The sequence below is a fragment of the Kitasatospora sp. NPDC048662 genome (assembly GCF_055587065.1).
On sequence record NZ_JBVJHA010000013.1, the window covers coordinates 24,473 to 41,281 of the forward strand.

The window sequence follows — 16,809 nt, forward strand, 5'->3', positions numbered from 1 at the left end:
CCGCATTCGGCAGTTGGCGGCCGCAGGCCGTCGTGGGCATCGCCGGCGCATACGGATCGGCGGCACCGAGCACCAGCACCGTCCCGATCGACGACCTTGGGGTGGGCGACGACCCGGCGCCGCCGATACCGGTGTGGCTGGGCGCTCACGCGAGCTGCGCACGGCTCTCGCGGACCGAGGCCGGCCGGTGTCGCTCGACGAGGTCGCGACCGACCACGCCGGCGTCGTCATGACCGAGTTCGTCCCCGAGCGCGACCGCTGCCTGCGCAGCACCGCCGACCGCGCCGTCCGGGCGGGCTCGCGGACCGCTGACGTCCTGGCCCGCGCGGCTGGAATCACTGGGCGGTACTCCGGCCGCTGATGGCGATCTCGTCGGTCGGCCGTGCCGCCGCTGCGCACGCCGCGCACACCGCTCGACGGGGTGGCGAGGGCATGCGGTGGGGGTTCAGTGGCCGCCGCGGGGGCGTTCGCAGCCGCCTTCGAGGTAGGCGCCGTGGACTTCGATGCGGGCGGGGGCGGAGAGGTTGCCGGTGAGACAGCCGCCGGAGCCGGGGACGGGGAGGGTGAAGTGGATGCCGTCGCCGTAGGGGGTGAGGGTGGCTTCGGGGTAGTCGAGGCCGGCCAGCAGGGTGCGGGCCTGGGTCTCGTCGGTGGGGGTGGTCCTGGTGGCGGCCGCGGTGATGCGGGCCGCGTGGGCCTCGCCCTGGCAGCGCTGATTGTCCGTCAGGGTCGCGGTCTGCAAGTAGGCGTGGTTCTCGGCGTACTTGGAGTTCTCCGGGTCCGACCCGGACGGGGCGGACGGCGGGGAGGGCTGCGCGGTGGACCTGCCCGCACAGAGTTTCGCCACGTCGGGGAACTTCCGGTCCGCTTCGGTGAGTTGGCGCTGCCAGCGTTCCTGCGCCTCCTGCTGGGCCTTGCTGATGCTCGTCGACGTCCGAGGCTTGGGCGCCGCTGCCGGGCCGGAGTCGGTCACGTGCTTGCTGCCGCAGCCGGTCAGTGCCCCGGTGGTGGCGCAGGCGACGGCGGCGAGGACCAGGACAGGACGTTTCACGGCGAGCACTCCAAAGGACGGCGGTGGGCCCCGGGCGGCCCGTCCCCTCGGCAGGGAGTCCTCCGCGCGCGATGGACCGTTCGACAGCGTACTCGTACTCAGGTTCGGGGCCCGAAATTCGGTGGAGCGGCCGGAGCGGGGCTGTCACGATCGTCGGATGGATGCATGGGACGGCGCGGCGGCAGGAGCCGCGGGCATGACGGGCGACGACCACCTGCGACACCGTTCGTCGTTCGGCGCCGCCGCCGGCGCGTATGCCGCACACCGTCCGGACTACGCGCCCGCCGCCGTCCGGTGGGCGCTCCAGCCCGCGCCCGGGCGGCGGGTGTTGGACCTCGGGGCCGGGACGGGCAAGCTCACCGGGTGCCTGCTTGCGGCGGGCGTCGAGGTGGTCGCCGTCGAACCCGACCCCGCGATGCTGGCCGAGCTGCGCCGGGAGCTGCCGCAGGTGCGGGCGCTGACGGGCTGTGCGGAGTCGATTCCGTTGCCGGACGGGTCGGTTGACGCGGTGCTGTCCGGCAACGCGATGCACTGGTTCGAGATGGACGCCGCCGGCCCCGAGATCGCCCGGGTGCTGGCCCCCGGTGGGGTGCTGGCCGGGCTGTGGAACCTGTTCGACGACAGTGTCGCGTGGGTCGCCGGGCTTGCCGAGGTCGGGGGGAGTGCGGCGATCGGGCCGCGCGACATCCCCGCGAGCTGGCGCACCGGGACGGCCCGGATGCACCTGCCTCCGGCCGGCGGGCCCGCCCGGTTCGGGGCCGCCGAGCAGGCCGAGTTCCCGCACGGGCAGCGCCGGACGGCCGAGTCGCTGGTGGCGACGCTCGGCACCAAGGCCGGGGTGCTGGTGATGCCGGAGCACGAACGGGAGTCGCTGCTGGCCCGGGCCCGCGACTTCCTGGCGGGCCGGCCGGAGACGGCCGGCGGCGAGTTCGTCCTGCCGATGCTGACCGGGGTGCTGCGGGCCCGCCGGCTGTGAGGCATTGTCAGTGCCGGTCCGGCCGGCCGTCGTGGAGGGGGATCGCGTAGACCGGTTCCGGGCCGAAACCAGTGAAGCCGGACTTGCGCAGGATCGGGCCGGAGGTGGTCGGGTTCGCCTTGACCAGCGCCATCGTCGCGCCGTGCGCCGCACCGTAGTTCAGCCGGGCTTCCAGCACCGCCCGGTACACCCCGCGTCCCCGCCAGGACGGGGCCGTCACTCCGCCCGTGAGCCGGGCCACGCCGTCCACGATCGCGACGCCGCCGGTGCCGACGGGCTCGCCGTCCACGTAGGCGACGAGCAGGCCGCCGAGGCCGGACGGGACGGTCTCCGTGTTCTTTGCCGTGACCGCCTCGATCCGTTCGGCGGGCGGGAGTTCGCCGCGGAAAGCGGCCGCCTCGATGGCGAGCCCGTCCCGGGCCGTCGCCACGTCCGTGGCCCAGCGCAGCTCGACGTCCACCGTCGGCGGCCGGAGCACGGGCGCGCCGTTGCTCAGGTCGGCGGCCAGGATCTCCAGTTCGAGCTTCACCCGCCCACCGCGCGCGGACAGTTCGGCCTCCAGGCCCTCCGGGGCGCCGAGCAGCACCTGCCAGTCCAGCACCGGCGGCCCGAAAGCGCGGGCCCGCGCCACCACCGCGTCAACGGCCTGGTTCAGCGGGCGAGTTGGCGTGAAGGAGACCACCGAGAGGTCGAAGGCGATGTAGTCGGGCAGGCGGAGGATCGTGAACTCCGGCTCCGCGACGACCTCGGCGTCGTCCGGCATCCACACCCAGGCCGCACCCGCGGCGGCAACGGCAGAAACTGTCAGGCTCATGCGGGGCAGCGTAGGCGGGTGGGTGGCGGTGACCCTGGCGCTGTTACGTGATCACGACGTGCTGGTGACGCGGCTGGTGCGCGGGGTGCAGGTCAGCGGCCGTGGGCGAGGCGCTCGATGTGGTCGCGCATCCGGGGGCGGTCCTCGGGGAAGCAACTCGTCCACGGGCGGTCGAGCGGCAGCCACGCCGCCGGCTGCCCGTCCTCGGGAGCGAGCAGGGTCGCGGCGTCGGCCAGTGCGACGTACGACAGGCCTAGCGTCGGCGGCAAATCCGGAAGGTACGAGCGGACGGTGGCGGCGGCCGGCTGCGGCAGCAACTGCGCGACAAGGCCGGTCTCCTCGCGCAGCTCGCGGGCGGCGGCCTCGCGCGGGGTCTCCTCGGCCTCCACCTCGCCGCCCGGCGGCACCCAGCCCCGGAGGCGGTGCTGCACCAGCAGGACCTGGGTCAGGGTCGGGTCGAAGACCCAGACCTCGGCGCCCAGCGGTTCGACCCGGCCGGTGCGCAGTGCGGTGGCGAACCAGTGGCGGGCGTTGTCGTACTCGGCGGCGGCCGACGCGGCGTCAGCGGCTGCTGCGGCCAGGGATCGACCTCGGGGTGTCTGCTGGGCGGCCATCGCGGCACCCTACGACGCGGGTCGGACAGTTCTGCCGGTGGCAGCCGTCGAAAGCGATGGGGCGCGGTCGCGCAACTCCGGGTTCGGGCCGAAGCCGTCCCGACGCAGTTCAGCCCGCGTGGCTGCCACCGGAATTCTCGCTGTCCTCGCCTGCACCAGCGTCGTGGCGGGACCGTGGCCCACCGAGTGACGGGCGAGGGCATCGAGCCGGACGGCACGGTGCGGGTCGGGAGCGATCGGCGGAAGTCCCGGGGGACCGTCCGGAAGATCGACCGGACGTTTGTGCACCCCGGCCACGTGAACAGCGAGGGCACGGGCCTCAGCTCCGGGCGCCGGAGCGGGTTTGCGATCCGGGGGTCTTCAGCGGCTCAGCGCCGCGGGAGGGTGGCGAGGAGCCCACCGTCACACCCAGTGGTTCTGTTCACGAGTCGCGGTCCTGGGCCACCTTCACTGACGATCCGGAGCGCAATCCCAGAGCGCTGTGTTCCACCACGCCTGCGGGAAGATCGCTCCTTCCCGTAGCCCCGGCAGTCAACTCGGCGAGGCCGTACCGGAGTTCGGCGGCCGCCAGGGCGTCGAGCCGGCCGGGCGTCGGTTTCGGGTGATCACGCAGTGCCGACAGGAGGTCGTGCGCGCCGCGGAGCCTTGGGCGGGGTTGGGTCGGTCCGGCGCGGGATTTGTCGGTGCTGTTCGCTTCAATTCCGGGGACGGAAAGGGGGCGCCGCGATGGGGTGTCTGGGAGTGCTGTTCGCGCTGGCGGAGGGGGAGCGGGCGCGGCTGTTGGCGTGTGAGGGGGATGAGGAGGTGATGGCGCTGGTCGAGGAGGTGGAGGAGGCCTGGGACGGGGCGCGGGTGTGCGAGTTGGACAAGGCGTGGGACGCGCTGCACCGGTGCCTGACGGACGGTCGCCTGGAGTACGGGAACGGGGAGTTCCCGCTGTCCCGTGCGGTGCTGGGCGGGCGGCCGCTGTTGGACGGGGAGGACTACGTGGTCTGCTATGTGGATCCTGGGCAGGTGCGGGCGGTGGCGGCCGCGTTGGAGCCGGTAGACGAGGCGTGGTTGCGGAGGCGGTACGCGGAGCTGGAGTTCGAGGACTACGAGGGTGCGCGCGGCGAGGAGGACCTGGCGTACACGGTGTGCTTCCTGCCGGACCTGCGGGAGTTCTACCGGCGGGCGGCCGAGGAGGGGCGGGCGGTGGTGTTCACCGTCGATCAGTGACGGAGAATGTCGTCGGCCTTCACGACTTTGCCATCAAATGATCATTCGTTTGCCAAGGCGAGGACCACGGGCAGACCACCAGGACGGATCGAATCTCCTTCGCACGCCGACCCGTCCAGCGAAAGGTGCCCCGTCCGATGAGCAGCAGTTCCGCCCGTCCCACGCCCGACCAGCAGTTGCTCGCCGCCGCCGGGCGGCTCGACCGGCGCCGGTTCCTGACCGTCACCTCGGCCGCCGCCGCGCTCGCCTTCGGCGTCAACCTGCCCAGCGCGCACGCCGACGAGAAGGAACTCGCGCCGCGCAGCCTCACCGAGAACCCGTTCACCCTCGGCGTCGCCTCCGGTGACCCGCTGCCGGACGCGGTGGTGCTGTGGACCAGGCTCGCGCCGCGTCCGCTGGAGCCCGGGGCCGGGATGCCGCCCGCGGGGAGCGTCAAGGTCGGCTGGGAGATCGCCCGGGACGAGCGGTTCCGCCGCGTCGAGCGGCGCGGCACCGCGCGGGCGCACGCCGAGTTCAACTGGTCGGTGCACGTGGACGCGGACGGCCTGGAGGCGGCCCGCACGTACTGGTACCGGTTCACTGTCGGCCAGTGGACCAGCCCCGTCGCCCGCACCCGCACCGCGCCCTCGCACGGCCGCAAGCTCGACAGCACGAAGCTCGGGCTGGTCTCCTGCCAGGCGTACGAGGACGGCTACTTCACCGCCTACCGTTACCTCGCCCAGGAGGACCTGGACGCGGTGTTCCACGTCGGCGACTACATCTACGAGTACGGCATCGACTCCGTCGGCGGCGACCGCAAGTACACCGACCGCGTGCTGCCCGCCGCTCTCGGCCACGAGACCACCACGCTGGAGGACTACCGGCTGCGGTACTCGCTCTACAAGACCGACCCCGACCTGCAGGCCGCGCACGCCGCCCACCCCTGGTACGTCACCTGGGACGACCACGAGGTGGAGAACAACTACGCCGCCGGCATCCCCGAGAAGAACCAGGACCCGGCGCCGTTCGTCGCCCGCCGCGCCGCCGCCTACCGCGCCTACTGGGAGAACCAGCCGCTGCGGATGCCCAAGCCCAACGGCACCGACCTCACGCTCTACCGCCGCTTCCAGTACGGGCAGTTGGCGCAGTTCGACATCCTCGACACCCGCCAGTACCGGGACGACCAGGCCAACGGCGACGGCTGGCAGTACCCCACCCCCGACTCCCAGAACCCGAACCGCACCCTGATGGGCGCCACCCAGGAACGCTGGTTCGCCGACGGGCTGCGCCGCTCCAAGGCGCTGTGGAACGTCGTCCCGCAGCAGGTGGTGTTCTCCCGCCGCAAGAACACCACCGCCGCCAGCTCCAAGCTCTCCATGGACGCCTGGGACGGCTATCCCGCCGCCCGCGAGCGCTTCCTGACCGCCGTCGAACAGGCCGGCGTCAAGAACCTGGTGCTGCTCACCGGTGACGTGCACGTCGCCTACGCGCTCGACGTCAAGCGCGACTTCGACGACCCGAACTCCCGCACCGTGGGCGTCGAGTTCGTCGGCACCTCGATCAGCAGCGACGGCGACGGCGAGGCCCACCCGTCCAACTGGGCCACCCTGACCGCCGCCAACCCGCACATGAAGTTCTACGACGGCCGGCGCGGCTACACCCTCGTCACCCTCGACCGCCACCACGCCCGCGCCGACTACCGGGCCGTCACCCACATCACCCGCCCCGACGGCACCCTCCTCACCGCCGCCTCCTTCGTCACCGAGGCCGGCAACCCGGGCATCCGCCCCGCCTGACACCTGCGACGGCCCGCCCGGCACCTGCGGCGGCCCGTCAGGCGCCGTAACGGCGTCGGCGGGCCGCGTAGGCGCGCAGGGCGCGGAGGAAGTCGAGTTCGCGGAAGGCGGGCCAGTAGGCCTCGCAGAAGTAGAGCTCGGCGTAGGCGCTCTGCCAGAGCAGGAAGTTGGACATGCGCTGTTCGCCGCTGGTGCGGATCACCAGGTCCGGGTCGGGGCGGCCCGCGGTGTAGAGGTGGCGGGCGATGTCCTCGGCGGTCAGGGTGTCGGCGACCTGGCGGGTCGGGCGGCCGGCGTCGGCCTGTTCGTGCAGGAGGTCGCGGACGGCGTCGACCAGTTCCTGGCGGCCGCCGTAGCCGACGGCAAGGGTCAGTTGGGCGCCGGTGGGGCAGTCGGCCGTCGCCTCCACCGCGTGTTTCAGGGCGCGGGCGGTGGAGTCCGGCAGGGTGTCCAGGTCGCCGGCCAGGTGGACCTGCCAGCGGGGGCGGGGGACGGCCAGGTGGGCGGTCAGGACGTCCTCGATCACCCGCATCAGGAAGGTGATCTCGTCGTTGCCGCGCCGCTGGAGGTTCTCCGCCGAGCACACGAACACCGTCACGTGCCGAATGCCCAGTGTCTCGCACCAGTTCAGCACCGAGCCCACGTGCTGCGCGCCGAACCGGTGCCCCAGGCGGGTGTCCGCGAGGCCGCGTTCGCGGGCCCAGCGGCGGTTGCCGTCCATGATCAGGCCGATGTGCCGGGGGAGCTCGGCGCCGGTCAGACGGCGGCGCAGGCGGCGGGTGTACAGCGCGTACAGCGGGGCGGTGAGGCGCATGTGACGGTCCTTCAGGGATCGGCCGGTGCATACTGGGACATGAATAGCACGCGTCGCGTGCTATCGGGAATTCGGAACGGAACCAGGTGCGCACCAACGACGCCCAGATGCTCGTACTGACCGCGCTCGCCGACGGCCCCCTGCACGGCTACGCCGTCAACACCGCCATCGAGCGGATGACCGGCGCCCGGCTCGGCCGCGGCAGCCTCTCCGGCGCCCTCGCCCGGCTGCGCGGCAAAGGCCTGATCGCCTACCTGGACGGCGACGGCCGGCGCCGCCCGATCCGGCTCACCGAGGACGGACGGGCCGCGCTGGGACGGGAGTTGGGCGCGCTCGCCGACGTCACCGGCCGGCTCTTCGAGACCGTCGTCCCCGACCGGATCGCCTACCAGGAACGACTCGCCGCCACCGACCAGGTCCGCGCCTACAAGCAGATCCTGCTGGACGCGCTCGACGCCCGCCCCGGGCAGCTCGTGCTCGACTGGGGCTGCGGCCCCGGCACCGACCTGGACGCGCTGGCCCGCGCCGTCACCGCCCGCGGGCGGGTCCTCGGCATCGACCACGATCCGGCGATGGTCCGGGAGGCCGCCGAGCGGGCCCGGGACCTCCCGGGAACCCGGGTCCTGCATGCCGACGTGCACAAGCTCCCGCTGGCCGCCGACTGCGCGGACCGGGTGCGCGCCGAGCGGCTGCTGCAACACCTCGCCGAGGTGCCCCGGGCCCTCGCCGAGGCCCACCGGGTGTTGCGCCCCGGCGGGAGGCTGGTCGCCGCCGAACCCGACTGGGACACCCTGGCCGTCGACCACCCCGACCTGGACATCGCCCGCGCCTGGACCAGGCACCTCGCCGACCGGATCGTCCGCAACCCCGTGATCGGCCGCCAACTACCGAGGCTGGCCCAGCAGTTCGGCTTCGACGTGCGGTCGGTCGTCCCCGTCACCTCGGTGTACCGCGAGGTCCGCGCCGCCGACCAGGTGCTCGGACTGCACCGCAACACCGAACGCGCGGTCGCCGCAGGTTACCTGAGCCGCCGCCAGGCCGGGGACTTCCTCGACCACCTTGCGCGCGGGCCGTTCCTGGCCTCGGTCACGCTGTACGTGGTGACCGCCGAGAAACCCTGAACGCAGACCGCCCCGCTCGGACGGGGAGCGGGGCGGTGGGGCGGGTCAGGACTTCGGGCCGCAGAAGGTGAGGTCGATCAGGCCGAGGACGGCCGGGGTCAGCTCGGCGCCCTTCTGCGGGTCGTACGGGTTGGCCGAGATGGCGATCTGGCGGGTGCCGGCGCGGTCGCCGAACAGGTAGGTGACGTAGCCGTGGATGCCGCCCGGGTGGCCCCAGACCTCGCCGCAGGAGGTCCGCAGCTGCATCAGGCCCAGGCCGTAACGGGTCGGCGGCTGCTCGTCCGCCGCGACCGTGGTGGTCATCTCGGCGAGCTGCGCCGGAGCCAGCAGCCGGCCGCCGAGCAGCGCCGCGTTGAAGCGCGCCAGGTCGTCCGTGGTGGAGATGATCTCACCGGCCGCGCCCGCCATCGACGGGTTCAGCTCGGTGATGTCGGCCGGCCCGTCGGACAGCGCCAGGTAGCCGTGGCTGTGCGGCCCCGGGACGGTGGTGGAGGTGCCCGGCAGGAAGGTGTGCCGCAGGCCCAGCGGCTGGAGCACGCGGCGGTCGACCTCCGTGCGCCAGTCGTTGCCGGTCACCTGCCGCACCAGCTCGCCCAGCACCAGGTAGTCGGTGTTCGAGTAGTGCCAGCCCTGGCCCGGCGCGAAGTACGGCTCGTGCGAGACGCCGATCGCGATCAGGTCGCGGGCCGCGAGGGTCTTCCACCGGTCCACGGCGAGCAGTTGGCGCAGCGCCTCGTCCGACTCGTACGCGAAGCGCGGGTCCTCCAGGAAGTCGAACAGGCCGGCGGTGTGGTTGAGCACCTGACGGACCGTGATGTTCGCGCCGTTCGGGATCATGCCCGGCAGGTGGCGCTCGATCGGGTCGTCCAGGCCCACCCGGCGTTCCGCCGAGAGCTGGAGCACGACGGTGGCGACAAAGGTCTTGGTGATGCTGCCCGCCCGGAACTCCCCGTTCACCGGCGCGGGTTGCTGCGTGGTCAGGTCCGCGACGCCCGAGGTGCCGCGCCACACCGCCCGCCCGTGGTCGCGCACCTCGGCGACCGCGCCACTCGCGCCCGCCCGCACGGTCAGCGCGTCCAGCCCCTGCTGGAGCGCGGCCCGCTGCGGCACCGGGGTGCTCGGGGTGGCCGCCCCGGCCGTGGGCGCGAGGGCCAGCGCCGACGCACCCGCCAGCAAGGACGCGGCCAGCCGCAGTGCGGATCGGTAATTCTTCACACGAGTCTCCTTCGACAAACGCTCAGATCGGAAGGGGGTTCGTCGCCCGACAGCCTCACGGCTGCACCGTTCGCACGGCATCGCTCGCCGGGAGGAGAGACCGCACCGGAAGATCATTCTCCGGACGGAAGGTGACGCATCGAGACCCCGTCGATCGACGGGGAGGATGAGCTTGTCAGGGGCGCCCGCTAACCTCCCGGGCATGAGCGACTCTTCGCAGTACCGCCCCGTCGTCACGCGCCTGGTGGACGACCGGATCTGCGCCTACCGGCCCGACGGGGACACGGTGGGCGAGCTGGTGCCCGCCGCCGTGTTCCGGCCGGTGGCCGGGGACGAGGTGGTGAGCCGCGAGGTGGCGGCCGATCTCGGCCGGGCGTACTACGCCACGCCGGACGGGGTGGTGTGCGTGAGCGCGGACGGGGAGCAGATGTGGCGCTTCGGGTTCGGGCCGCAGAAGGACGGGACGTGGAATCACACGCCCAACTGCGCTCTGGCGCCGGACGGGCGGAGCGTCTGGGTGTACCAGCCGGACGCGATGGCCGGGCGGGGCGAGGCCGACCGCTGGACGGTGCTGGACGCCGGGACGGGCGAGGTGCTCGGGCAGGCCGGGTTGGAGACGGCCGGTCACGGGGGCGAGCAGTGGGCGGACCGGACGGGCGGGGCGATGCTGCTCGATGTCGGTGAGGGCCAGGACGGTACCACCGTGTACCGGGGCACACTGAGCGCGGACGGCCTGAAGGTCGAGCACCTGCCGTGGGACGACCGGTGCCCGATCGGCATGTCGCCGGACGGCCGCCGGCTGCTGACGGTCGATCACAGCCAGGAGGACGCCACCGTGCTGGCGCTTCCCGGCGGCGAGGTGCACCTCACCCTCGCCGTGGGCGACTTCGGGTACGACGCCGAGGAGCTGGAGGCCGTCGTCGAGTGGAGCGGCGGCTACCTGGACGCGGACACCCTGCTGCTGGTCCTGGTCGGCGAGACGGAGGACGAGCAGGAGTGGTTCCGGACCTACCGCGTCGATGCCCACGACGGCCGGGTCCTCGGTGAGCTGACCACCCACGGCGAGCACGCCTACGACCTGCACCCGCTCGGTGACGGCAGCTGGCTCACCACCGGCCCGGCCGGGCACCCCGTGCGGTGGCTCGCCTGACGGAGGGTCAGGCTGCGGGCTTGCGGGCCTCGATCAGGGTGCGGGAGGTGGTGGAGACGAACACGCCCTCGCGGGTGATGTGCTCGTGCAACTCGCGCAGGCGCTCGCGGTAGCGCTCCACGGTGAAGTCCGGCACCGCCCAGACCACCTTGCGCAGGAACCAGACCACGGCGCCGACGTCGAAGAACTCCAGCCGCAGCCGCTCGTTGCGGCACTGCACGATCTCCAGCCCCGCCGCCCGGGCCTGCGCCGACTCCACCTCGGGCTCGCGCGCGTCGCCCACCTCGAACGGGCCGAGGAAGTACGCGCTGAGCTCCACGTTGGAGCGGCCGCCGACGTGCTGTGCGAAATAGCTGCCGGCGGGGGTGAGGACGCGGGCGATCTCCGGCCACTGCACCGCGATCGGGTGGCGGCTGGTCACCAGGTCGAACGCGCCGTCGCAGAACGGCAGTGGCGTGCCCTGCTCGTGCGTCACCAGCGTCGCGCCGATCGGGTGCAGCAGCCGGGTGGCCCGCGCGGCGTTCGGCGGCCAGCCCTCGGTGGCGGCCAGCGTGGGCGGGAAGTTCTTCACTCCGGCGCCCGCCAGCACCTCGCCGCCGCCGGTCTGCAGGTCGAGCGCGGCCGTGGCGGCCGCGAGCCGTTCGCCCAGCAGCCGCTGGAAGCCCCAGGAAGGGCGCTGCTCGGTGGCCCGGCCGTCGAGCCAGGAGAAGTCCCACCCGTCGACCGGGGCGGTGGCGGCCTCGTCGAGGAGGTCATCGAAGGAAGCGTCCATGCCAAGCATTCAAGCACTCGGGAGCCGCTGCGGGCGAGGGAGTTGATGTTCGGGGAGGGTTTCCCGACAGGGTGTCGGCAACATGCCTGGTTAGGTTAGGCTCACCTATGTCATCGGGGGAATTCGATCTCTGGAGGCCCTTCCTCATGCCCAGCTCCGCCCTGCTGCCCGTCCCGTTCTCCGCCCGGCTCCGCACCGCCAGCGCGGAGGAGCACCAGGCGGCCGAACAGTCCTCCTTCATGAGCGACCTGCTCGGCGGACGGCTCGGCATCGAGGCCTACACCGACCTGACCGGCCAACTGTGGTACGTCTACCGCGCGCTGGAGGCCCACCTCGCCACCCTCGCCGAACACCCCGCGGCCGGGCCGTTCATCGACCGCGCCCTGCTGCGCACCGCCGCGATCGAACGCGACCTCGACCACCTGGCCGGCCCCGACTGGCGCGACACCCTCGCCCCGCTGCCCGCCACCACCGCCTGCGCCGAGCGGATCCACGCCCTGGCGACCGGCTGGCCGGGCGGCTACCTCGCCCACCACTACACCCGCTACCTCGGCGACCTGTCGGGCGGTCAGATCATCCGCGGCGTGGCCGAACGCACCTGGGGGTTCGAGCGGAAGGGCGACGGCGTCCGGTTCTACGTCTTCGAGGAGATCGACAACCCCGCCGCGTTCAAGCGCGACTACCGGGCCAAGCTGGACGCCGCCGGGGAGTTGATGGACGAGACGGAGCGCCGGCGGGTCGCCGAGGAGTGCAAGCGGGCCTTCACGCTCAACGGCGCGATATTCGCGGAGCTCGGGCAGCGGCACCCGGCGAGTGCCTGACGGACCGGTTGTTGTCCAGGTGTTCTTCCGGAGGCCGGGACGGGGTGACGTCGCCGCTGTTCGCTCGGGCATCATCGACGCCATGAGCGACACGCACCCCGACCGGCTGGACCAGCTGTGGCAGGACTTCCTCGTCCTGCCCTTCCCACGCAGCTGCTACCGGCAGGCCCCCGCAGGCGAAGACCTGGTCCTGCTCGACAGCCACCTGGCCGGCTGCGTGTCCTCCGCCCTGACCGGCCCGCTCGACCAACGCCGCCGCGAGGCCCTCCGGAACGGCATCGCCGCCGTCCACCGCGTCCTCCCCGCCCTCGCCGCGGACGCCGGGGCCCGCGAGTACTTCACCCGCCTGCGCGAACTCGCCGTCCTCGCCGCCGAACGCCAGGCCCCGAACGGGCAGGACTGAGCGGAACCGGGCGAGGGCGCAGGGCCATGGCCTCCCGGCTCCACCGGCGGTGCGGCGCGCGGCGACTCGTTCGACCGCCTCGTGGACGGGCGTGGAGCCGGAGATGAGCTCCAGGACGCGCGGGGCGGTGGCGGGCAGGGCGAGCAGGTCCGCCAGAACGGCCGCGACGTCCACGCGGTCGCTCTCGCCGGGGCCGGTGTGCTCGGAGAGATCGACCAGCCCGGTGCCCGGCCCGTCGCGGAACCAGGCCGGGCGGAGGACGGTGCAGTCCAAGGCAGGGCGGGACAACAGCCTCCGACCGGTCCGGCCCCTGGCCCGAAGGAAGGTCTCCACCAGCGGATCGGCCGGATAGCGCCGGGCGGGATCCGCGCCCATGACGGAGAGCATGACGAAACGGCGCACCCCCGCGAGTCGGGCCGCGTCCGCGAGGGCGAGGATCGCGTCGTGGTCGACCGGGTTCGCCTGCTCCGGGGAGTCCCCGCGACCCGCGCCGGCGGCGAAGAGCACGGCGTGTGCGCCGGCAAGCACCTGCGCGAGCTCCCCCGGGGTGGCCCGGACGAGATCGGCGACGACCGGCACGGCGCCGGCGGCCCGCGCCCCCGTGGCCTGCTCGGGGCGGCGGGTGATCCCCACCACCCGGCGGCCCCGATCCGCGAGTGGACGAGACGTCAGAAGCGCGACCTGCCGTGGCCGCCCGCGATGACAATCGGCATGCCCGCCACCCTACGAGCGGTCACCCGCTCACCGGCCGCGCCGCGCGCACCGGAACGCCCGAGGGCCCGGGCGGGAGTTGAGGCTCCCGCCCGGGCCCCGAGGGCTTTCAGCCGGTGGTGCGGCGGCGGACCAGGACGGTGGTGGCGCCGCCCAGCAGGACCAAACCGGCGGCGGTGGCGAGCAGGGGCAGGGAGTTGCTTCCGCCGCCGGTGAAGGCGAGTTCGCCGTTGGTGCTGGTGAGGGTTGCGCCCGTGGTGCCGGTGGTGCCGGTGGTACCGGTGGTGTCGGTGGTGGAGGTTCCCGAGGTGCCGGTGCTCGGGGCGGTGCCCGGCGTCGGGAGAGTGGCGTTGCGGTCGAAGGAGAGGGTGACGGTCAGGGCGTCGAGGGCCTCGCCCGCGCGGTAGGTGCCGAACGCCGGGACGCCGTCGGCGGTGAGCTTGGCGGGCACCTGGCGGAGTGTCACCACGCCGTTGACGGGCTTCAAGTCGGCCTTGGAGAGGTCGAGTTCGGCGAGGCGCACCCCGCGGAGGGAGGCCGGTGCGCCGCCCCCGCGAGTGGCGGCGGCCACGTCGGCGACCAGGTACGCGCCGGAGCCGTCCACCCGGAGGCCCAGGTGGGAGAGCCGGGTGTCCAACTCGTAGTGGCCGTCGGCCGCCTGGTGGCCGAGGAAGCGGACCGAGCCCGCGAAGTCGGCCGTCAGCGCGTGGTTGTCGGTGCGGTAGCTGCCGGTGGCCGACCCGAAGCGGTAGTCGTTCGCGCCGCCGTCGAACTGCACCTGGCCACCCGCGATCGGCCCCGTCACGTAGCTGCGGAACCCCTCCTTGACGCCCCACTCCAACCGGCCGTCCACGACTGCCAGTTCGTTGGTCGCCGGGGTGGAGGGGGAGGGGCTGCTGGAGGTGGAGGTGGAAGGGGAGGGGGAGGGAGTGGTGGACGGTGCGGCGGTCGGTTCGGTCGAGGGCTGGGTGGACGGCTGGGTGGACGGCTTGGTGCTGGGTTCGGTGCTGGGTTCGGTGCTCGGGGTCGGGGACGGCGAAGTGGTGGACTGCTTCAGGACGACGGACAGCGGGTCCAGTCCGGTGCCGGCCTGGTAGAAGCCGGCGAAGGCCTTGGCGCCCTCTGCGGTGAGCTTGGCCGGGGTGGCGGTGCCGTTGGTGGTGTCGCGGGCGACGGTGAAGGTGGCCAGCGGGACGTCCTGGCGGAGCGTCGGGGTGGGTGCGCCGACGGTCTCCTTGGAAGCGGTGTCGGCGGTGAGGGTGCCAGTGGTGCCGCTGGTGGTGATCCGCAGGTCGCTGAGGGCCACGTCGAGCGCGCCGCCGTGAGCGAGGAAGCGGACCCCGCCGTCGAAGGCCGCGTTCAGCGAGTGGGTCGTCATGTCGTAGCCGGCGGAGGCCAGGTTGAAGTGGTACGAGCCGTCCGCGTTGAGCGTCGCACCGCCGGTCAGCTCGACGCTGCCGCCGCCCGCCGGACCGGTGACGTAGGTGCGGAAGCTCGCCTTGACGCCCCAGTCGAGCGAGCCCGTGTCGTACGTGACGGCGGGGGGTGCGCCGGCGCCGAACGCGAGGCCCGGCAGGCCGAAGGCGGTCAGGCCGAGGCCGGTGGTGACGGCGGCGAGGGCGGCCAGGCGGGTGCGATTGCGGTGGGACGTGGTGGTTCGGGACATGGGTGAAGGACTCCAGGGTGAAGGGGGGAAAGGGGGAAGGTGGTCAGGACGGCGAGCGTGGTGGCTGGCGCGGGGGCGGGGAGGGTGCTGCGGACGGCGGGCGTGTTGGCGGACGGGCCGCCGCTGTCGGTGTGGGCGGCGACCGGGGTGGCGGTGGCGCTGGGGGCCGGGCTGCCAGGATCGGGGAGGTGGTCAGTGGCGGCGTCGGCGGACGATGAGCGTGGTGGCCGTAGCGGCGGCAAGCAGGGCGCTGAGGGCGGTGAGCGTGAGGGTGGCGGACGGGCCGTCGTTGCCGGTGCGGGCGGCGACCGGGGCGGTGGTGCTGGGGCTGGGGGCCGGGCTGCCGAGGTCGGGGAGCGGGGGGAGGGGGACGGTGGGGTCGAGGGCGATGGCGAAGGTCAGTGGGTCGAGTTCGGTGCCCGCCGGGTAGAGGGAGCCGAAGGCCTGGGCGCCGGGGGTGGTCAGGGTGAGGGGGAGGTCGGTGGCGGTGAGCAGGCCGTTCTCGGCCTTGAGCGCGGTGGCGGGGAAGGTGGCGAGTTCGGTGGCGGGCGAGGTGCGGGTGGAGCCGTCGGGGGTGCGTCCGTTCACGTCGGCGAGCAGGCGGCCCTGACCGTTCGTCACGGTCAGCCGAGGGTTGGCGAAGGTCAGGTCGAGGCCGAGGGTGTCGCCCTGGCGCAGGCCGGTGAAGTGGACGGCGCCGGTGAAGGCCGCGTCCAGGGTGCCGGTGGTGGCGTCCCAGGTGCCGTGGCCGGGCGTCCAGCGGAAGAACGCCCCGCCGTCCGCCGCGCCGTCGGTCGGCTGCCAACTCCCTTGGGCGATCGAGCCGGTGACGTAGTCGCGGAAGGTCCGGCGGACGCCCCAGTCGAGTGCGCCGTTGCTGAAGGAGGTGGCGGCGGGCGGGGCGGTGCTCGACGAGGGAGCGGAGGGGGAGGAAGAGGAGGCGGGGGGTGTGGAGGGCGGGGCGGACTTGAGGGTGACGGAGAAGGTGAGCGGGTCGAGCGCCGTCCCTGCGGTGTAGAAGCCGCCGAAGGCGTTGGCGCCGGCGGAGGTGAGGGTGGCGGGCACCTGGCTGAGCGTGACGGTGCCGGACGCGCCCTTCAGTGAGACTCCGGCCAGCGAGAGGTCGGCCAGTCGGGCTTGCTTGGTGGACGAAGTGCGGCCGCTCTGGCGGGACTTGGAGCTGACGTCGGCGTACAGCGCGGCGCTGCCGTCCTCGGCGGATCTGACGGTGAGCCGGGAGATGCTGAGGTCCAGCGCGTTGCCGCCGTTCTCCTGGTGGCCGGTGAAGCGGACGCCGCCCTGGAAGGCGGCGGACAGCCGGCCCGTCGTCGGGTCGTAGGCGCCGGTCGCGGAGTGGAAGCGGAACACTGAGCCGCCGACCGTGGACGCGCTGCCGGTCAGGGCCCATTTGCCGTTCGCCACCGGGCCGGTGACGTAGCTGAGGAAGCTCGCCTTGATCCCCCAGTCCAGCCGTCCGCCGGAGACCGGGGACTCGGCTGCGGCGGCCCGACCGGGGAGGCAGAGGAGCGTCAGCAGCAGGGCCAGCGGCATGGTGAGGGCGGCGCGCAGGCGGCTGCGGGGAGCGGGGGGCCGTCCGGAGACGGGCATGGCGAATCACTCCTCGGGGAGGGAAGGGAAGGGAGGGGGTTGCTGAAGTGAGGTAAGGCTAACCTAATATATGGGTCAAG

General features: G+C 73.3%; 16 protein-coding genes and 1 pseudogene. 8 read left to right on the forward strand and 9 right to left on the reverse strand.

The window, feature by feature from the left end; all coding sequences use genetic code 11:
- The first annotated feature begins 133 nt into the window (after positions 1 to 133).
- A complete protein-coding gene (locus ACZ6R9_RS27805) occupies positions 134 to 361 on the forward strand; it encodes a hypothetical protein (protein ID WP_465541026.1) in 228 nt (75 codons plus the stop codon).
- Positions 362 to 445: 84 nt separating this feature from the next.
- On the opposite strand, the gene ACZ6R9_RS27810 is transcribed toward ACZ6R9_RS27805, so the two are convergent.
- A complete protein-coding gene (locus ACZ6R9_RS27810; RefSeq protein WP_465541028.1) occupies positions 446 to 1,051 on the reverse strand; it encodes a hypothetical protein in 606 nt (201 codons plus the stop codon).
- A gap of 157 nt (positions 1,052 to 1,208) precedes the next feature.
- Here ACZ6R9_RS27810 and ACZ6R9_RS27815 point away from each other — a divergent pair, with 157 nt between their 5' ends.
- On the forward strand, positions 1,209 to 2,027 hold the full coding sequence (locus ACZ6R9_RS27815; RefSeq protein ID WP_465541030.1) for a class I SAM-dependent methyltransferase: 819 nt from the start codon (positions 1,209 to 1,211) through the stop codon (positions 2,025 to 2,027).
- Between the two features lie 7 nt (positions 2,028 to 2,034).
- On the opposite strand, the gene ACZ6R9_RS27820 is transcribed toward ACZ6R9_RS27815, so the two are convergent.
- Together ACZ6R9_RS27820 and ACZ6R9_RS27825 are read right to left on the reverse strand one after the other, a co-directional pair.
- Positions 2,035 to 2,841, reverse strand: a complete 807-nt coding sequence (locus tag ACZ6R9_RS27820) for a GNAT family N-acetyltransferase (RefSeq protein WP_465541032.1) — start codon at positions 2,839 to 2,841, stop codon at positions 2,035 to 2,037.
- 92 nt (positions 2,842 to 2,933) lie between these two features.
- Positions 2,934 to 3,455, reverse strand: a complete 522-nt coding sequence (locus ACZ6R9_RS27825) for an NUDIX hydrolase (RefSeq protein ID WP_465541034.1) — start codon at positions 3,453 to 3,455, stop codon at positions 2,934 to 2,936.
- A gap of 726 nt (positions 3,456 to 4,181) precedes the next feature.
- Between ACZ6R9_RS27825 and ACZ6R9_RS27830 the strand changes: the two genes are divergently transcribed.
- Together ACZ6R9_RS27830 and ACZ6R9_RS27835 are read left to right on the forward strand one after the other, a co-directional pair.
- Entirely contained in the window at positions 4,182 to 4,673 is a 492-nt protein-coding gene (locus tag ACZ6R9_RS27830; protein ID WP_465541036.1) for a YfbM family protein, read from the forward strand.
- Between the two features lie 137 nt (positions 4,674 to 4,810).
- Positions 4,811 to 6,448, forward strand: a complete 1,638-nt coding sequence (locus ACZ6R9_RS27835; protein WP_380478480.1) for an alkaline phosphatase D family protein — start codon at positions 4,811 to 4,813, stop codon at positions 6,446 to 6,448.
- 37 nt (positions 6,449 to 6,485) lie between these two features.
- On the opposite strand, the gene uppS is transcribed toward ACZ6R9_RS27835, so the two are convergent.
- Positions 6,486 to 7,262, reverse strand: coding sequence for a polyprenyl diphosphate synthase (gene uppS, locus ACZ6R9_RS27840; RefSeq protein ID WP_380478478.1), 777 nt, complete (start codon positions 7,260 to 7,262; stop codon positions 6,486 to 6,488).
- An 86-nt stretch (positions 7,263 to 7,348) separates the two neighbouring features.
- Between uppS and ACZ6R9_RS27845 the strand changes: the two genes are divergently transcribed.
- The gene (locus ACZ6R9_RS27845) at positions 7,349 to 8,383 is read left to right on the forward strand and encodes a methyltransferase domain-containing protein (RefSeq protein WP_465541038.1); all 1,035 of its coding nucleotides are present in this window, start codon (positions 7,349 to 7,351) and stop codon (positions 8,381 to 8,383) included.
- 45 nt (positions 8,384 to 8,428) lie between these two features.
- Here the strand turns inward: ACZ6R9_RS27845 and ACZ6R9_RS27850 are convergent, their stop codons facing one another.
- Positions 8,429 to 9,598: a serine hydrolase domain-containing protein gene (locus tag ACZ6R9_RS27850; protein WP_465541041.1), complete on the reverse strand. Its 1,170-nt coding sequence runs from the start codon at positions 9,596 to 9,598 to the stop codon at positions 8,429 to 8,431.
- 202 nt (positions 9,599 to 9,800) lie between these two features.
- On the opposite strand from ACZ6R9_RS27850, the gene ACZ6R9_RS27855 reads away from it, so the two are divergent.
- Positions 9,801 to 10,748 (forward strand): hypothetical protein, encoded by a 948-nt coding sequence (locus ACZ6R9_RS27855; protein ID WP_465541043.1) that lies wholly within the window; start codon positions 9,801 to 9,803, stop codon positions 10,746 to 10,748.
- A gap of 7 nt (positions 10,749 to 10,755) precedes the next feature.
- Here the strand turns inward: ACZ6R9_RS27855 and ACZ6R9_RS27860 are convergent, their stop codons facing one another.
- The gene (locus ACZ6R9_RS27860) at positions 10,756 to 11,520 is read right to left on the reverse strand and encodes an SAM-dependent methyltransferase (RefSeq protein ID WP_465541045.1); all 765 of its coding nucleotides are present in this window, start codon (positions 11,518 to 11,520) and stop codon (positions 10,756 to 10,758) included.
- 146 nt (positions 11,521 to 11,666) lie between these two features.
- Between ACZ6R9_RS27860 and ACZ6R9_RS27865 the strand changes: the two genes are divergently transcribed.
- The gene (locus ACZ6R9_RS27865; protein WP_465541047.1) at positions 11,667 to 12,341 is read left to right on the forward strand and encodes a biliverdin-producing heme oxygenase; all 675 of its coding nucleotides are present in this window, start codon (positions 11,667 to 11,669) and stop codon (positions 12,339 to 12,341) included.
- Positions 12,342 to 12,423: 82 nt separating this feature from the next.
- Positions 12,424 to 12,744 (forward strand): hypothetical protein, encoded by a 321-nt coding sequence (locus tag ACZ6R9_RS27870; RefSeq protein ID WP_380479267.1) that lies wholly within the window; start codon positions 12,424 to 12,426, stop codon positions 12,742 to 12,744.
- Positions 12,745 to 12,942: 198 nt separating this feature from the next.
- Here ACZ6R9_RS27870 and ACZ6R9_RS27875 read toward each other — a convergent pair.
- From ACZ6R9_RS27875 to ACZ6R9_RS27885, 3 genes and pseudogenes are all read right to left on the reverse strand, one after another.
- Positions 12,943 to 13,380, reverse strand: a pseudogene (locus tag ACZ6R9_RS27875) (NAD(P)H-binding protein); the annotation flags it as partial.
- A gap of 184 nt (positions 13,381 to 13,564) precedes the next feature.
- Complete coding sequence (locus ACZ6R9_RS27880; protein WP_465541049.1) at positions 13,565 to 15,121, reverse strand: HtaA domain-containing protein; 1,557 nt, start codon at positions 15,119 to 15,121, stop codon at positions 13,565 to 13,567.
- Between the two features lie 192 nt (positions 15,122 to 15,313).
- Entirely contained in the window at positions 15,314 to 16,729 is a 1,416-nt protein-coding gene (locus ACZ6R9_RS27885; RefSeq protein ID WP_465541051.1) for an HtaA domain-containing protein, read from the reverse strand.
- Positions 16,730 to 16,809 lie beyond the last annotated feature (80 nt).

What these genes read in the sequence shown, in the direction of transcription:
- ACZ6R9_RS27855 (WP_465541043.1), top strand. Translation starts at nt 9,801, where the DNA reads ATGAGCGACTCTTCGCAGTACCGCCCCGTCGTCACGCGCCTGGTGGAC.
- ACZ6R9_RS27870 (WP_380479267.1), top strand. Translation starts at nt 12,424, where the DNA reads ATGAGCGACACGCACCCCGACCGGCTGGACCAGCTGTGGCAGGACTTC.
- uppS (WP_380478478.1), bottom strand. Translation starts at nt 7,262, where the DNA reads ATGCGCCTCACCGCCCCGCTGTACGCGCTGTACACCCGCCGCCTGCGC.
- ACZ6R9_RS27830 (WP_465541036.1), top strand. Translation starts at nt 4,182, where the DNA reads ATGGGGTGTCTGGGAGTGCTGTTCGCGCTGGCGGAGGGGGAGCGGGCG.
- ACZ6R9_RS27825 (WP_465541034.1), bottom strand. Translation starts at nt 3,455, where the DNA reads ATGGCCGCCCAGCAGACACCCCGAGGTCGATCCCTGGCCGCAGCAGCC.
- ACZ6R9_RS27865 (WP_465541047.1), top strand. Translation starts at nt 11,667, where the DNA reads ATGCCCAGCTCCGCCCTGCTGCCCGTCCCGTTCTCCGCCCGGCTCCGC.
- ACZ6R9_RS27885 (WP_465541051.1), bottom strand. Translation starts at nt 16,729, where the DNA reads ATGCCCGTCTCCGGACGGCCCCCCGCTCCCCGCAGCCGCCTGCGCGCC.
- ACZ6R9_RS27815 (WP_465541030.1), top strand. Translation starts at nt 1,209, where the DNA reads ATGGATGCATGGGACGGCGCGGCGGCAGGAGCCGCGGGCATGACGGGC.
- ACZ6R9_RS27835 (WP_380478480.1), top strand. Translation starts at nt 4,811, where the DNA reads ATGAGCAGCAGTTCCGCCCGTCCCACGCCCGACCAGCAGTTGCTCGCC.
- ACZ6R9_RS27860 (WP_465541045.1), bottom strand. Translation starts at nt 11,520, where the DNA reads ATGGACGCTTCCTTCGATGACCTCCTCGACGAGGCCGCCACCGCCCCG.
- ACZ6R9_RS27820 (WP_465541032.1), bottom strand. Translation starts at nt 2,841, where the DNA reads ATGAGCCTGACAGTTTCTGCCGTTGCCGCCGCGGGTGCGGCCTGGGTG.
- ACZ6R9_RS27880 (WP_465541049.1), bottom strand. Translation starts at nt 15,121, where the DNA reads ATGTCCCGAACCACCACGTCCCACCGCAATCGCACCCGCCTGGCCGCC.